Below are 15,132 nucleotides of genomic sequence, written 5' to 3'. Positions count from 1 at the left end.
GCCACCGCAATCAGTACGGGCGCTGGAGGCCAATATGGCTTGCAGCGCCCGCCCCTCACTGCACCGCCGCGCTGGCGGGCGGCTGCTTGCCGGGCTCGGTGAAGATCTGCGCCGCATCCACCGCGTCGAAGCGGTACTGCGCGCCGCAGAACTCGCAGCCCACCTCGATGTCGCCGCGCTCGGCGATGATCGACTCGGCCTCTTCCAGGCCCAGGCCGCGGATCATGCGCGCCACGCGCTCGCGGCTGCAGGCGCAGGCGAAATGCGGGCCAGACAGCCCCTGCCGCGGCACGAAGCGCATGAGCTTCTCCTCCCAGAACAGGCGGTGCAGGATGGTGTCCACGTCCAGCGCCAGCAGTTCCTCGGGCGTGAGGCTCCTGGCCAGCGTGGCGATGCGGTTGTAGTCCTCGCTGCTGCCGATGTCGTCCTCGTTGGCGCGGCCCGCCAGGTTGCCCTCGCCCTGCACCGGCATGCGCTGGATCAGCAGGCCCGCGGCCACCTCGCCGCTGGCGGCCAGCACCAGCGTGGTGTCGAGCTGTTCGCTCTGCAGCATGTAGTGCTCCAGCACTTCGCTGATGCGGCCGAGCTTTTCGCGCTGGTCGCCGTGCAGCGGCACCACGCCCTGGTAGGGCTGCTGGCCCGGCCGCCGCTCCTTCGGGTCGAGCGTGATGGCGCAGCGCCCGCCGTTGCCGGTGTTGACCAGGTCGGCCAGCCCCGCGTCCGGCGCCACGCCGCCCGCCAGCGTGGCCGTGGCACGCAGCGACAGGTCGGACTGCACCTCGACCACGGCGAGCTTGACCGGCCCGTCGCCGTAGATCTGCAGCACCAGCGCGCCGTTGAACTGGATATTGGCCTGCATCAGCACGCCCGCGGCGGCCATTTCGCCGAGCAGGCGGGCCACGGGCTCGGGGTAGGCGCCGGTGGCGGTGTTGGCGGCGCGGCGGTTCAGTATCTCGGCCCACGCGCCGGTGAGCCGCACGATGGCGCCGCGCACGGGCAGGCCGTCGAAGATGAATTTATGGAGTTCTGACACCCGGGGACTCCTGGAAACAATGGCCGCGATTAATGGCCGCGATTGGGGGGCGCGATTGGGGGGGCGCGGCGGGGCTCCAGCCGGCGGGTCAGGCCACACGGTGCAGCCCGGCCTTGAAGCGCCGGGCGTTCTCGACGTAATGGCGCGCGCTCTGGCGCAGACCCTCGATCTGCTCGGGCGTGAGCTGGCGCACCACCTTCGCGGGGCTGCCGAGGATCATGGAGCCGTCGGGAAATTCCTTGCCCTCGGTCACCAGCGAGCCCGCGCCCACCAGGCAGTTGCGGCCTATCCTGGCGCCGTTGAGCACGATGGCGCCGATGCCGATCAGCGATTCATCGCCGATGGTGCAGCCGTGCAGCATCACCTGATGGCCCACGGTGACGCGCTCGCCGATGACGAGCGGCTTGCCGTGGTCGGCGTGCAGCACGCTGGCGTCCTGGATGTTGCTGCCCGCGCCGATGGTGATGCTGTCTGTGTCGCCGCGCACCACGCTGCCGAACCAGACGCTGGCATCCTCACCCAGCGTTACCTGGCCCACCACCTGCGCGCTCTCGGCCACCCAGGCCGATCCGGCCACCTGCGGGGCCACGTCATCGAGTTCATACACCGCCATGTCTTGCTCCAAGTGACAAAACTAGAATTGTAGGGATGGAGCTACGCCACCATGCCCTGCAGGTCTTGCGCCTGGCCGATCCCGCACAAAAAGCGGCCCAGGCGCTCGATATGCTTGCGGCAGCAGCTACCTTTTCGATAGCAGAGCAAGGCCCTGCGGAGCCCGCCGATCCGCACGCCCTGCCCGGCCGACCGGCCCGGCCCGTGTTGCTCGACCACACCGCGGTGCCGCGCCGCTCACCCTTCACCGGCGCGGGGCGCGCGGCGCTGGTCCATGCCATCGCGCACATCGAGTTCAACGCCATCAACCTCGCCCTCGACGCCGTGTGGCGCTTCGACGGCATGCCGGTGGCGTTCTACCTCGACTGGCTGCGCGTGGCCGGCGAGGAAGCGCGCCACTTCACGCTGCTGCGCGAGCACCTGCGCGCAATGGGCCGCGACTACGGCGACTTTCCCGCCCACCAGGGCCTGTGGAGCATGTGCGAGAAGACGCGCCACGACGTCGTGGCGCGCATGGCGCTGGTGCCGCGCACGCTGGAGGCGCGCGGCCTCGACGCCACGCCGCCGATCCAGGACAAGCTCAGGCGCGTGGGCACGCCCGACGCGCTGCGCGCCGTGGCCATCCTCGACACCATCCTCGCCGAGGAAGTGGGCCACGTGGCCATCGGCAACCGCTGGTACCGCTGGCTCTGCGCGCGCGACGGGCTGGACCCGGTGGAACACTACGCAGTCCTGGTGCGCGCCTACGAGGCGCCGCGCCCCAGGCCGCCCTTCAACACCCAGGCCCGCCGCGCCGCGGGTTTCTCGGATGCGGAGCTGGACTGGCTGGCGAACGGGTAGCCGAGGGACACCGAAACTCGACATTCCGCCGCCCCGATCATTGCGACGTTCTTAGAATGACGCTACTTGCTTTTTTGACACGAGGCCCTACCCACCATGACGAGCACTCCCGTTCCCGGGCCCGCGCCGGTACACCCCAACGATGCCGGCAAGGAGCCCGTCGCCATGATCGCCCGCCAGGCCATCATGAACGCGCAGCACGTCGTGATCGGCTACGAGCTGTTCAACCGATCGAAATCCCCGGGTGGCCATACCGCGGCCAGCGATGTGTCGCTGGTGTTCAACGCCCTGTCGCACGCGGGCACCGAAGACCTGATCGGGCGCATGCTGATCTTCGTGAACTGCACGCTCAACAGCCTGGCGGGCGGCCACCTGGAGTTGATCAACCCCGAGAAGGTGGTGCTCGAAATCCCCCCGGTGGAGCCGGCCACGCCCGAGGAGATCGAAAACCGCGTCACCACCCTGGCCGAGCTGCGCGCACGCGGCTTTCAGATCGCCTTCAACCACACGGTGCTGCACCGCGCCTACCTGTCATGGCTGCCGCTGGCCGACTACGTGAAGCTCGATCTGCTGCAGATCAAGCCCGAGCAGCTCGCGCCCCTGATCCGCTACGCACAGGCGCACACCGAGGCCGAGCTGATCGCCGAGAAGGTCGAGACCGCCGAGCAGTACGACCTGGTGTCCAGCATGGGCGTGCAGCTCTTCCAGGGCTACTGGTTCTCCAAGCCCTCGGTGGTGGAGACCAAGCTCGTCAGCCCTTCGCAGGCCTATACCATCCAGCTCATCAATCTGGTGCGCAAGCAGGCCGGCACGGCGGAGATCGAAGAGGTGCTCAAGAAGGACGCGGGCCTTGCGTTCAACCTCATGCGGCTCATCAACTCCTCGGGCTTCGGCTTCGCGCACGAGATCACCTCGTTTCGCCAGGCCGTGATGATCCTGGGGCTCAAGAAGCTGTTCCGCTGGGCCGCGCTGCTGCTGACCGCCTCGCGCGCCAACGGCACGCCGCCCGCGGTCGGCAGCATGGCCGTGGTGCGCGGGCGGCTGATGGAGCTGCTCACCGCCGAGGTCATGCCGCAGGAAGAAGCCGACAACGCCTTCGTCGTCGGCATCTTCTCGCTGCTCGACGTGATGCTCGGCATGCCGATGGACAAGGCGGTCGCGCTGCTGGCGCTGCCGCCCCTGGTGGAAGACGCCCTGCTGCGCCGCAAGGGCATCTACGCACCGTTCCTGGAACTCACCATCGCCTGCGAAACCGGCGACGACGCCACCTTCACGCGGGCCGCGGCGGCGCTCAAGCTCAGCAACCAGCAAATCAATTGGGCCCACCTGCAGGCGCTGGCCTGGACGGAGCAGTTGCTGGCTTGATGCTTCACTCAAGCTTCCCGCCGGCCCGGTCGCCCTGGATGGATCAATGGAGGTAGCGGCCAGCCGCCGCGCCGCCTAGAATGAACCCAACCCCTTCCAGGCTCTGCCCGCCATGTCTACCGCCACACAACCCGCCGATCTGACTGACCATTCGACGCCCGATGACGGCAACACCGCCGTCATCGCGCGGCAGGCCATCGTCGACGGGGAACGGGCGGTCTACGGCTACGAACTGTTCGACCGCTCCATCGCCCACCACGCCCACACCGCGGCCAGCGATGCGGCGCTGCTCTTCAACGCCCTGTCCTACGCCGGCACCGAGGCCATCGTCGGCTCGAAGTCGGTGTTCATCAACTGCACCCACGAAAGCCTGGCCGGCGGCCATCTGGAGCTGATCCATCCCGAAAAGGTGGTGCTGGAAGTGCCCACGCTGGCCGACGGCGCCACGCCAGAGGACATCGAGGCGCGCGTCAGCGTGCTCGACGGCCTGCGCCAGCGCGGCTTCCGCCTGGCGTTCAACCAGCAGGTGCTGCGGCGCAGCTACGTGTCCTGGCTGCCGCTGGCGGCCTTCATCAAGCTGGAGATGCCGGCCTTCAAGCCCGAGATGGCCGAGGCGCTGGTGCGCTTCGCGCGCGGCAACACCCAGGCCGAAATGGTGGCCGAGAAAATCGAGACCGAGGAGCAGTTCAACCTCATGCGCGGGCTGGGCGTCAAGCTGTTCCAGGGCTACTGGTTCGCCCGCCCCACGCTGGTGAAGGCGCAAACCATCCGCCCCTCGCAAGCCACGATCATCCAGCTCATCAACCTCGTGCGCAAACAGGCCAGCACGATGGAGATCGAGGAAGTTCTCAAGCGCGACCCGACGCTCTCGTTTTCCCTGCTGCGCTTCATCAACTCGGCGGGCTTCGGGCTGAGCTGCGAGATCACCTCGTTCCGCCACGCGGTGATGATCCTGGGGCTCAAGAAGCTGTTTCGCTGGGCCGCGCTGCTGCTGACCACCTCGCGCAACGGCGGCGCCCCGCCCATCGTGGGCACGACCGCCGTGGTGCGGGGCCGGCTGATGGAACTGCTGGCCGCCGAACTGCTGCCGCCCGAGGACTGCGACAACGCCTTCGTGGTAGGCGTATTCTCGCTGCTCGACTCCATGCTCGGCGTGCCCATGGACAAGGCGCTGGCATCGCTGGCCCTGCCGCAGCAGGTCAATGACGCACTGCTTCACAAGAGCGGCGTTTTCGCGCCCTTCCTGGAATTGACCATCGCCTGCGAAGTGGGCGACGACACAGCCTTCGCGCGCAACGCCGATGCGCTGCAGCTCTCCAACCGCCAGGTCAACTGGGCGCACCTGCAGGCGCTGGCCTGGGCCGAGACGCTGGGCAGCGAGTAGCCCCGCGACAGTCCGGGGGCCGCACCCCTGTCGCGCGAGCCGGTTGCGCGGCCTGACCGGGGATTCCGCACAGGCCGGCAGTGTCAACCTGGAAACGGCAGTTGACCGCTTTGTATCCCTTGCCAGGCCGCAGGAAATCGAGCGTTGCCGGCTTCGATGGCGTTCGCCTCGTGGGTGAGAGCGCTATGCACCTGCCAGCACCGCGCTCGGCGCGCCATGCGGCGTTGCTCCTCCTTGCGGGCAGTAGCCCGCCGGAAAAGTGGCCCAAGGCCAAGGGGCACTGAGCGCGCGGCAACGAGGCCGGCGCGCGCGTTCAGCCGCGCGGGTGGTGCTCGGCGTGCAATGCCTTGAGCCGCTCGCGCGCCACGTGGGTGTAGATGGTGGTGGTGGAGATGTCGGCGTGGCCCAGCAGCATCTGCACGGCGCGCAGGTCGGCGCCGTGGTTGAGCAGGTGCGTCGCGAAGGCATGCCGCAACGTGTGCGGCGACAGCGGCGCATGGATGCCTGCGGCGGCGGCCTGCTTCTTGACGATCATCCAGAACATGACGCGCGACATGCCCTTGCCGCGCGCCGTCACGAACAGGTCGTCGGTCTGCTGCCCGCCGAGGATGGCCTGGCGCGACGCTGCCAGGTAGCGCTCGAGCCACAGGCGCGCCACTTCGCCGAACGGCACCAGCCGCTCCTTGTCGCCCTTGCCGGTGACGCGCAGCACGCCTTCGTTGAGGCCGACGTGGAAGGTCTTGAGCGTGACCAGCTCCGTCACCCGCAGGCCGCTGGCATACATCAGCTCCAGCATGGCGCGGTCGCGCAGGCCCAGCGGCGTGTCCACGTCCGCCGCCTCCAGCAGCGCCACGACCTGCGCCTGCGTCAGTGTCTTGGGCACGCGCAGCGGGCGCTTGGCGGCCTGCAGCTTGAGCGTGGGGTCGACCTGCACGCGCCGCTCGCGCAGCGCCCAGTGGAAATAGCGCTTGAACACCGTGAGCCGCCGGTTGGCCGTGGTGGCGCGCGTGGCGCCGTGGCGGGCTGCGAAGTAGCCCTGCAGGTGGTGCTCGGCAGTCTGGTCGATCTGCAGGCCCTGGCCATCGAGCCACTGGGCGTACAGGGTCAGGTCGCGGCGGTAGGCGGCGAGCGTGTTGCGCGAGAGTCCGTCCTCGAGCCACAGCGCGTCAAGGAAATCGTCGATGCTGGACAGGCGCTCGGGAAACATCCCGTAACGATAACAAAAGAAAAGGCCCCCCGTGCGCCGGGCGGCCCTATCTGCATGCGGGTGTTGCGGTTTTGCCCGCGGCGGCTCATTCAAGCACGAGCTTCTGCTTGGCTACCACCTGCTTGTAGACGGCGAACTCGGCCTTGATCTGCTCGGCGAACTCCTCGGGCGTGTTGGCCACGATGAGTGAGCCCGTGTCCACTATGCGCTTGCGCACCGCGGGGTCTTCGAGTGCCTTCTTCACGCCGGCGCTGATCTTGTCCACCACGTCCTTCGGCAGGCCCTTGGGCCCGAGCAGGCCGTAGTAGGCCATGCGGTTCACGGGCTCCAGGCCTACCTCCTTGAAGGTGGGCACGTTGGGCAGCACGGCCAGGCGCTGCGGCGCCGCCACCACGATGGGCACCAGGCGGCCCTGCTGGATGAAGGGCAGCGCCGAGGGCAGGTTGTCGAACATGATCGGCACCTGGCCGGACACCACGTCGTTGAGCGCCGGGCCCGCGCCGCGGTACGGAATGTGGGTGATGAAGGTTTCGGTCAGGCTCTTGTAGAGCTCCATCTGCAAGTGGCCGATGCCACCCGTGCCCGAGGATGCGAACGAGTATTTGCCCGGGGCCTTCTTCACTGCGGCGATGAACTCCTGGTAGTTCTTGGCCGGGAAGCTCGGGTGCACCGCGATGATGTTGGGGGTAGCCGCGATGTTGATGATGGGAGTGAAGTCCGCCACCGGGTCGTACGGGATCTTGGGGTTGATCGCCGGGTTGGCCGCTGTGGTGGATACGGTGGCCACGCCAAGCGCGTAGCCGTCGGGCGGCGCGCGCATGATGTCGGCGGCCCCCACCACGCCGCCGCCGCCGGACTTGTTCTCCACCACTACGGTCTGGCCCAGCGCCTTGCCCAGCGGGTCGGCGATGACGCGCGCGACGATGTCGGTGGTGCCGCCGGGCGCGAACGGCACGACCAGACGGATGGGCTTGTTCGGATAACTCTGCGCCCAGGCGGGGCTGGCAGCGGCGCAGGCGGCCGCGACAGCGGCAATGGCAAACCAGGAACGGCGTTGCATGTCGACTCCTACTTTTCGCAAAAGTCCATGGTAAGGGCAGGCCATGCCCAGGGCTACTGGCGTCATCCCGAAAATTGCGGGTTAACCCGCAGGTCATGGCCCCATGCGTCAGCCTGCTGCAAGCTTTTCGGCCTCCGCTTCTGCTTTTTCAGCCTCCCGTTCATTGACAGGTTCAGAAAAAATACGCTTTTCAGTTATCCATGGCGCTCGCGCGCCACCCGCGACGCATGAAACTGGCGCAGCCCAATGCCAGGGATACCGCGCAACCGGCTTTGCCGGGCCGCTGGTATCGCCCCCGGCGGGGGGTTGGTGGCCACACGCAGTGGGCAAGCCTGGGGGAGTGTTCCATCTCAGCATGCTGATATTCTTCTGCGAGTGAATTACACCCTCCTGCTGCTACCCGATTTCTCGCTCATCCTTTGCGGCTACCTGCTCTGCCGCTTCACGCCGCTGAACCGGAGCGTCTGGCAGCAGGTCGAAAGCCTGGTGTATTTCTTCATGTTCCCGGTGCTGCTGTTCAGTTCCATCGTGCGCAGCCCGCTGGCCCTGGGCGAGGCATCGGGCCTGATCTGCGCGGGCGTGCTGACGGTCCTGGCGGGCATCGCTCTGGCATATGGCATTGTTCGCCTGCCCTGGCTGGGGCGCCATGTGGATCGGCGCGACCACGCTGCCGCCGCGCAGGTGGCGTTTCGCTTCAACTCCTTCATCGCGCTGGCGCTGGCCGAGCGGCTGGCGGGTCCGCGCGGGCTGCAACTGATCGCCATACTGATCGGCGTGGGCGTACCACTGGCCAACGTGGCGGCGGTCTGGCCGATGGCCCGCCACGGCCAGCGCGGCTTCGTGCGCGAGTTGCTGCGCAATCCACTGATCATCGCCACCGCCTCGGGCCTGCTGGCCAACCTGGCCGGGCTGCGCATTCCCGGCTGGCTGGAGCCCACCACCGCGCGCATCGACACGGCGGCACTGGCGCTGGGGCTCATGTCGGCAGGCGCGGGCCTGCAACTCGGCCAACTGTCGCGCAGCCGCCCGCTGTCTGCGGCGCTGCTGGCCATCCGCCACTGCGCCCTGCCGCTCGTCGCCTGGGGCCTGGCGCGGCTGTTCGCTTTGGATGCGGGGCAGGCCACGGTACTACTGGCGTTCGCGGCACTGCCCACGGCATCGACCTGCTACGTGCTGGCCGCGCGCATGGGCTACAACGGGCCTTACGTGGCAGGACTGGTCACGCTGTCCACCATCCTGGGCATTGCCAGCCTGCCGTTCGCGCTCGGTCTGCGCTGACGGATGCTACATTTTTGATAGCTACAACAGCTTGTATATAAAGCGCCAGAGGCCTATTTCACTCCTAAGATCCCATGCATGCGCCGGCCCGGCACAATGCACGGCATGGAGGCATCTATGCAAACCGCCGGCATGCGGCTCGACAAATGGCTGTGGTGCGCGCGATTTTTCAAGACCCGCGCCATCGCGGTGGAGGAAGTCGGCCGGGGCCGCGTGGAGGTCAACGGCCAGCCGGCCAAGGCGGCACGCGAGCTGCGCCCCGGCGACAGCGTGACGCTGCGCCAGGGCCCCGTGGTGCGCACGGTCGTCGTGCATGCGCTCAGCGCCACGCGCAGCCCTGCGCCCGTGGCCCAGCAGTTGTACGAAGAGACGCCGGACAGCATCGCCCGGCGCGAGCGCCTGGCCGAACAGCGGCGGCTGGCGCCCGAGCCGGCCCTGACGCTGGCCACCGGACGGCCCACCAAGCGCGACCGCCGCGGCATGGAGCGCACGGCGCGCGACTGGAACAACCGCTGGAGCGCATCGCTCGACGAATAGCGCCGGCGCGCACGGCATGCCCGGCCCAAAAAACAGCCCGCGCATCGCAAGATGGCGGGCTGCGCCAGAGAGACACTGGCGCGGTGCGCCGCGCGTGCGGACGCTGCGCTCCATGGTGGCTCCTGCGTTCGGCACGTTGCGCTGCGGTTGTGGCTGCGGCAACGAAGAAAAACGCCCGTCCATATGCGCTCGCCAGGCGCTTCGCGGCCACGCCAGGGCGCCGGGACGCACCGATAGAATCGGCCACCCTCCCCTCCTGCGCCTTCAGCCCCGCCCGTGTCCGAACGCCTGACCGTTCTCCTGCAATACCTCGTGCCGAAACAGGCGCTCACCATCTTCGCGGGGTGCGTGGCATCGTGGCGCGGCGGCGGGGCCACCACGGCCATCATCCGCCGCTTCGTGCGCCGCTACGGCGTGGACATGGCCGAGGCCGCCGAGCCCGACATCGCGGCCTACCCCACGTTCAACGACTTCTTCACCCGCGCGCTGCGCCCCGGCGCCCGCCCGCTGGCGCAGGCCGACTGGGTCTGCCCGGTGGACGGGGCGGTGAGCCAGATCGGGCCCGTCGAAGGCGGCCAGATCTTCCAGGCCAAGGGCCACCACTACAGCGCCACTGCGCTCGTGGGCGGCGACGCCGCGCTGGCCGCGCGCTTCGCCGGCGGCCACTTCGCCACCATCTACCTCAGTCCACGCGACTACCACCGCATCCACATGCCCTGCGACGGGCGGCTGCTGCGCATGGTGTACGTGCCGGGCGAGCTGTTCTCGGTCAATCCGGCCACGGCCCGCTACATACCGGGCCTGTTCGCGCGCAACGAGCGCGTGGTGTGTGAATTCGACACCGCCCACGGCCCGCTGGTGCTGGTGCTCGTCGGCGCGACCATCGTGGGCAGCATGGCCACCGCATGGCACGGCGTGGTCAACCCGCCGCGCCCAGGCCACCCACGCGAATGGCGCTACGACGGCGCCGGCCAGGACGTGCGGCTGCGCCAGGGCGAGGAAATGGGCCGCTTCCTGCTCGGCTCCACCGTGGTGGCGCTGCTGCCACCCGTACCGCTGGCCTTCGCCCCGGGCTGGGCCGCGCAGCGCCCTGTACGCCTGGGCGAGCGCATGGCCAGCAGATCCCCCGCAGGCTGAACCGCCGACCCGCGTTGCCCGTACCCGCGCACTGGGCGCGTACGGGCCCGTTACTTGCTTTTGCATCCCGAAACACTTTGGGAATTGCCATGCAAATCCGGGAACCAGCATCCCTGCAGGAACCGCTGCCCATCGACGTGTTCCTGCCTTTCATGCGCGACGTGACGCTGTGCGAGCAGTCCCTCAAGGAACTGAACCTCATGTGGCGCCTCATCGAGTCCTCGGCCAAGATGAACTGCCCGCAGGAAGCCAAGACCATCCTGCCCACGATGGCGGCCACGCGCAGCGGCTTTTCCAAGCTCGAAAAGGAGCTGGTCAAGAGCCTGGTGGAGGAGAAGGTGCGCACCGTCATGGCCGGCATCGGCACCAAGGCGAAGTACGTCATCGACATCGTGGTGCGCAACCTCTACGAGCGCACCGCCGACGTGGGCTTCCTGGCCACCGACCGCGAGCTGTGCCACTTCGTGGCGCAACCGACCGAGGACGGCAACATCGCCCGCGCCCGCCTGCGCGAATACCGCGACAAGTACACGGTCTACGACGAAATCATCCTGCTCGACACCGCGGGCAACGTGCTGGTGCAGATCGACCCGGCCACTCCGCTGGAACACAGCAGCGATCCGCTGGTGGCCGAGACGCTGGCCAGCGACAACTACGTGGAGACCTTCCGCCACACCGACCTGCGCCCCGCCAAGGAGCGCGCGCTGGTGTACTCGCGCCGCATGCACCACCCCGACACGGGCGCCGTCATCGGCGTGCTGTGCCTGTGCTTCGGCTTCGAGCAGGAGATGCAGGGCATCTTCGAATCGCACGGCGACGATGACCTGCGCTCCAACATGCTGCTGCTCTCGGGAGACGGCCGCGTGATCGCCAGCGCCGATCCGCTGTGGATCCCGCCCGGCGCCCGGGTGCCGGTGAACCTGCACACCGAGTCGCGCCTGATGCGCTTCTGCGGGCGCGAATACCTCGTCAGCACCTATGCGTCCGCCGGCTACCAGGGCTATCCTGGGCCTCCGGGCTGGATGGGGCAGGCGATGATCCCGGTGGACGTGGCGTTCCGCACCGCGCTGGCCGACCTGCTCAGCGGCCTGGACCCCGCCGTGGCGCAGGGGCTGCTGTCGCATGCCGAGACCTTCTGCCCGCCGCTGTACGACATCATGCAGGCGGCCAAGACCATCCAGCGCATCGTCTGGAACGGTCAGGTCATGACGGCCGGCCAGCAGGGCGACATGCAGAAACTCAAGACCGTGCTCGAACAGATCAGCGAGACCGGCGGGCGCAGCAACGAGCTGTTCGCGCAATCCATCCACGACCTGTACCAGACCGTGCTGGCCTCCAGCATGCGCGACGCGGAATTCACCTCGCATCTCATGGTCGACCTGCTCGACCGCAACCTGTACGAACGCGCCGACGACTGCCGCTGGTGGGCGCTGACGCCCGAACTGCGCCAGGGCCTGGCCCAGGACACCCCCTCGCCCGAGACCCTGGCGCGCTTCGGCGAGATCCTGCTCTACATCAACGGCCTCTACACCGTCTATACCCGGCTCTTCGTCTACGACCGCCATGGACGCATCCTGGCCATCACCGGGCCCGACGCCTGCGGCGACGGCAGCGCGGCCCTGGGCCGGCAGGTGGAGCCCGACACGCTGGCGCGCGTGCTGGCGCTGGGCACGAGCCAGGACTACTGCGTGACGCCCTTCGCGCCCACCGCGCTCTACGATGGGCGCAGCACCTACGTCTACCACGCGGCCATCCGCGCCCTGAGCAGCAACACGGCGGTGGGCGGCATCGGCATCGTGTTCGACGCGGAGCCGGAGTTCCGCAACATGCTGCGCGCGGGTCTGGCCGGCAAGGCCAACAGCCAGGCGCTGTACGTGACCCGACAGGGGCGCATCCTCTCCTCCACCGACGAGCGCCACCCCGAGGGCGGCACGCTGACGATCGACCCGGCCCTGCTGGCCCTGCCCAGCGGACAAAGCGCGTCGCGCATCACCATCCACGACGGCCAGTACGCCGTGGTGGCCTGCACCGCGTCCAGCGGCTACCGCGAGTTCAAGACCTCCGATGGCTACAAGGAAGACGTGGTGGCCGTGGTCTACCAGTTCTTCGGCGAGCAGCGCTACCAGGGCGCGCTGGTGCGCGGCGCCGTGCCGGCCATCGACCAGGGCGACACCGCGCCCGACGCGCAGGAGTTCGCCACCTTCATCTGCAACGACGGGCTCTACGCGCTGGCGGCGGAGCACGTGCTGGAGGCCGTGCCGTTCTCCGACGTGCGGCTCACGCCGCTGGGCGGCGGCGGGCGCATCGGCATCCTGGGCGTGCAGCGCACGGACATGCAGCAGCGCTTCATGTGGGTGTTCGACCTCGTGCAACTGCTCGGCAAGCGCGCCACGCCGCCCACGCCGGGCAGCCAGGTCATGGTGGTGCGCCAGGGCGCGTACACGCTGGGCCTGCTGGTGGACGAGCTGCATGCCGTGCCCAAGTTCGACGCCAGCCAGATCGCGCACACGCCGCTGGTGCTGCAGGGCCAGTCGATGTTCACCTCGGGCATGGTCAAGGCCAACGGCGGCGAGCTGCTGATCCAGGTGGTGGACGCGCAGCGCCTGTTCGACTGGCTCATCGATGGCAAGGCTCCCGCGCCCGGTGAAGATGCGGTGCACGCAGCGCTGCAGGCATGAGCACGGCAGTGCGACAGGCGTGTGACGCACGCCGCATGTGCGTTTTCGCCACGGATGTGCTTTTGGTCACCTCTGTTGATACAGCATTCTTCTAGACTGGCACTCACCCTCCACCCAGATCCTCCACCCAGGCCAGCATGGCCGTCGCCCGGAAGGAAGCCACCATGCGTTCGACCACCATCACCGCCCCGCACGCTCCCCCAGCCCGCCCCGCCGCCGGCCAGCCGTGGTGGCGCGCCCTGCTGCCGCGCAGGGCGCCGGCGCCCCAGCGCCAGCAGCCTGCGCAACGGCCGCAGCAACAGGCGGCGGCGAGCGACCCGCTCGACCTGGCCCAGCGCGTGCGCGAAGTCGGCGAGTGGTAATCAGCCTAGAAACGGCAGTTGACCGCTTCGTATCCCTTGCCAGGCCGCATGAAATCGAGCGTTGACGGCTTCGATGACGTTCACCTCGTGGGTGAGGGCGCTATGCACCTGCCAGCACCGCGCTCGGCGCGCCATGCGGCGTTGCTCCTCCTTGCGGGCATGAGCCCGCCGCGTCGTCGCGCCTTGCCTGGCACCCCGATCACGGCACCGGCAGGCGCATCCAACTGCCGTTTCTAGGATCAGTCGAATATCTTGCCGGGGTTCATCAGCCCCAGCGGGTCGAGCGCGCGCTTGATGGCGCGCATCGCCTGCACCTCCTGCGGTGTGCGGCTCGCGTCCAGCCAGGGTTTCTTGTGCGTGCCGATGCCGTGCTCGGCGGACACGCTGCCGCCCATCTCCTCCACCAGCGCATAGACGATCCCTTCCACCGCGTGCGCGGCCTCGACGCACGCCAGGCCGGGCAGCGAGCGCGCGTCCGTGGTCAAGTGCAGGTTGCCGTCGCCCAGGTGGCCGAAGCGCAGCGTGCGGTGGCCCGGCCAGCGCTGCGCAAGGGCCTGCACGCAGCGCTCGGCAAAGCCGCCGATGTCCGCCAGCGGCAGGCTGACGTCGAAGTTGACCGGCTCCATGCGGGCGGGGAACTGCGTCGGCGCCTCGCGGATGCGCCAGAGCGACCGGGCCTGCGCCTGCGACTGGGCGATCACCGCGTCGGCCGCCACGCCCTGCTCCATCGCCTGTTCCAGCACGGCCTGCAGCCCCGCATCGAGCGCCGCCGCATCGCCGCCCGCCACATCCACGAGCACCGCGAGCGGATGCTCCAGCGCGAGTGGCGAAGGCTGGTTCAGCCACGCGAGCGAGGTGGTGAAGAAATCCGCCCACATCAGCTCGAACGCCGCCAGCGCGCCGGGAAACGCAGCCTGCAAGCGCTGCAGCAGGGCGACGGCAGCGGGATAGTCAGGCAGCGCCACGAGGGCCGTGCGCAATTCTTGCGGCGCGGGCCGCAGCCGCAGCACGGCGCGCGTGACGACGCCCAGCGTGCCCTCGGCGCCGATGAAGAACTGCTTGAGGTCGTAGCCGGTGTTGTTCTTCAGCATGGGCCGCAGCATGGGCAGCACTGTGCCGTCCGCCAGTACCACCTCCAGGCCCAGCACCTGCTCGCGCATCATGCCGAACTGCACCACGCCGTTTCCGCCCGCGTTGGTGGCGATGTTGCCGCCGATCTGGCAGGTGCCGCGCGCGCCCAGGTCCACGCCGAAGCGCAGGCCCGCGCCCTCGGCGGCCTGCTGCACCGCTTGCAGCGTGGCGCCGGCCTGCGCGGTCAGCGTGGCGGCAGCGGCGTCCACCGCTTCGATGGCGTCCATGCGGTCGAGCGAGAACGCCAGCGCATCGGCGCGCGGCACGGCACCGCCGGCCAGGCCGGTACGCCCGCCTTGCGGCACCACGGGCACGCGGTGCGCATGGCAGATGCGCAGCGCGGCGGCCACTTCGCGCGTGCTGCGCGGGCGCAGCAGCGCGCGCGGGCGCACGGGCGGCGCGCCGCTCCAGTCGGTGCAAAACGCGGCGGGCACGGCCTCGCCCAACGCCACCGCATCGGGGCCCAGGGCCTGGTACAGATCGAGCAGAAAGCGGTCCACGGCGCGCG

14 protein-coding genes are annotated in these 15,132 nt (G+C 68.9%); 9 read left to right on the top strand and 5 right to left on the bottom strand.

Annotation, left to right across the window (positions count from 1 at the left end):
* Nucleotides 1–55: 55 nt before the first annotated feature.
* Together hslO and PY257_RS15095 are read right to left on the bottom strand one after the other, a co-directional pair.
* Entirely contained in the window at nt 56–1,033 is a 978-nt protein-coding gene (hslO, locus tag PY257_RS15100; RefSeq protein ID WP_275743314.1) for an Hsp33 family molecular chaperone HslO, read from the bottom strand.
* 88 nt (nt 1,034–1,121) lie between these two features.
* Nucleotides 1,122–1,646, bottom strand: coding sequence for a gamma carbonic anhydrase family protein (locus PY257_RS15095; RefSeq protein ID WP_275743312.1), 525 nt, complete (start codon nt 1,644–1,646; stop codon nt 1,122–1,124).
* Between the two features lie 35 nt (nt 1,647–1,681).
* Here PY257_RS15095 and PY257_RS15090 point away from each other — a divergent pair, with 35 nt between their 5' ends.
* From PY257_RS15090 to PY257_RS15080, 3 genes are all read left to right on the top strand, one after another.
* A complete protein-coding gene (locus PY257_RS15090; RefSeq protein ID WP_275743310.1) occupies nt 1,682–2,485 on the top strand; it encodes a ferritin-like domain-containing protein in 804 nt (267 codons plus the stop codon).
* 96 nt (nt 2,486–2,581) lie between these two features.
* Nucleotides 2,582–3,850 (top strand): EAL and HDOD domain-containing protein, encoded by a 1,269-nt coding sequence (locus PY257_RS15085; RefSeq protein WP_275743308.1) that lies wholly within the window; start codon nt 2,582–2,584, stop codon nt 3,848–3,850.
* A 112-nt stretch (nt 3,851–3,962) separates the two neighbouring features.
* Complete coding sequence (locus PY257_RS15080; protein WP_275743306.1) at nt 3,963–5,234, top strand: EAL and HDOD domain-containing protein; 1,272 nt, start codon at nt 3,963–3,965, stop codon at nt 5,232–5,234.
* Nucleotides 5,235–5,547: 313 nt separating this feature from the next.
* On the opposite strand, the gene xerD is transcribed toward PY257_RS15080, so the two are convergent.
* Together xerD and PY257_RS15070 are read right to left on the bottom strand one after the other, a co-directional pair.
* Complete coding sequence (xerD, locus tag PY257_RS15075; protein ID WP_275743304.1) at nt 5,548–6,441, bottom strand: site-specific tyrosine recombinase XerD; 894 nt, start codon at nt 6,439–6,441, stop codon at nt 5,548–5,550.
* 85 nt (nt 6,442–6,526) lie between these two features.
* Nucleotides 6,527–7,501, bottom strand: a complete 975-nt coding sequence (locus PY257_RS15070; protein ID WP_275743302.1) for a tripartite tricarboxylate transporter substrate binding protein BugE — start codon at nt 7,499–7,501, stop codon at nt 6,527–6,529.
* 375 nt (nt 7,502–7,876) lie between these two features.
* Here PY257_RS15070 and PY257_RS15065 point away from each other — a divergent pair, with 375 nt between their 5' ends.
* From PY257_RS15065 to PY257_RS15040, 6 genes are all read left to right on the top strand, one after another.
* Nucleotides 7,877–8,779 (top strand): AEC family transporter, encoded by a 903-nt coding sequence (locus PY257_RS15065; protein WP_275743300.1) that lies wholly within the window; start codon nt 7,877–7,879, stop codon nt 8,777–8,779.
* Between the two features lie 117 nt (nt 8,780–8,896).
* Entirely contained in the window at nt 8,897–9,316 is a 420-nt protein-coding gene (locus tag PY257_RS15060; RefSeq protein ID WP_275743298.1) for an RNA-binding S4 domain-containing protein, read from the top strand.
* A 276-nt stretch (nt 9,317–9,592) separates the two neighbouring features.
* Nucleotides 9,593–10,453: an archaetidylserine decarboxylase gene (asd, locus tag PY257_RS15055; RefSeq protein ID WP_275743296.1), complete on the top strand. Its 861-nt coding sequence runs from the start codon at nt 9,593–9,595 to the stop codon at nt 10,451–10,453.
* Nucleotides 10,454–10,542: 89 nt separating this feature from the next.
* Nucleotides 10,543–13,131: a chemotaxis protein CheW gene (locus PY257_RS15050; protein ID WP_275743294.1), complete on the top strand. Its 2,589-nt coding sequence runs from the start codon at nt 10,543–10,545 to the stop codon at nt 13,129–13,131.
* Between the two features lie 164 nt (nt 13,132–13,295).
* A complete protein-coding gene (locus tag PY257_RS15045; protein ID WP_275743292.1) occupies nt 13,296–13,493 on the top strand; it encodes a hypothetical protein in 198 nt (65 codons plus the stop codon).
* Nucleotides 13,494–13,541: 48 nt separating this feature from the next.
* Nucleotides 13,542–13,730, top strand: coding sequence for a hypothetical protein (locus PY257_RS15040; RefSeq protein WP_275743290.1), 189 nt, complete (start codon nt 13,542–13,544; stop codon nt 13,728–13,730).
* 2 nt (nt 13,731–13,732) lie between these two features.
* Here PY257_RS15040 and PY257_RS15035 read toward each other — a convergent pair whose 3' ends face one another.
* Nucleotides 13,733–15,124 carry an FAD-binding oxidoreductase gene (locus PY257_RS15035; RefSeq protein ID WP_419095725.1) on the bottom strand — a complete coding sequence of 464 codons (1,392 nt, stop codon included), beginning with the start codon at nt 15,122–15,124 and terminating at the stop codon, nt 13,733–13,735.
* Nucleotides 15,125–15,132 lie beyond the last annotated feature (8 nt).

The sequence above is a fragment of the Curvibacter soli genome (genome assembly GCF_029211125.1).
Taxonomy (GTDB): domain Bacteria; phylum Pseudomonadota; class Gammaproteobacteria; order Burkholderiales; family Burkholderiaceae_C; genus Curvibacter_A; species Curvibacter_A soli.
The sequence above is the reverse complement of the archived record's forward strand: the minus strand, read 5'-3'. Positions and strand labels throughout refer to the sequence as shown.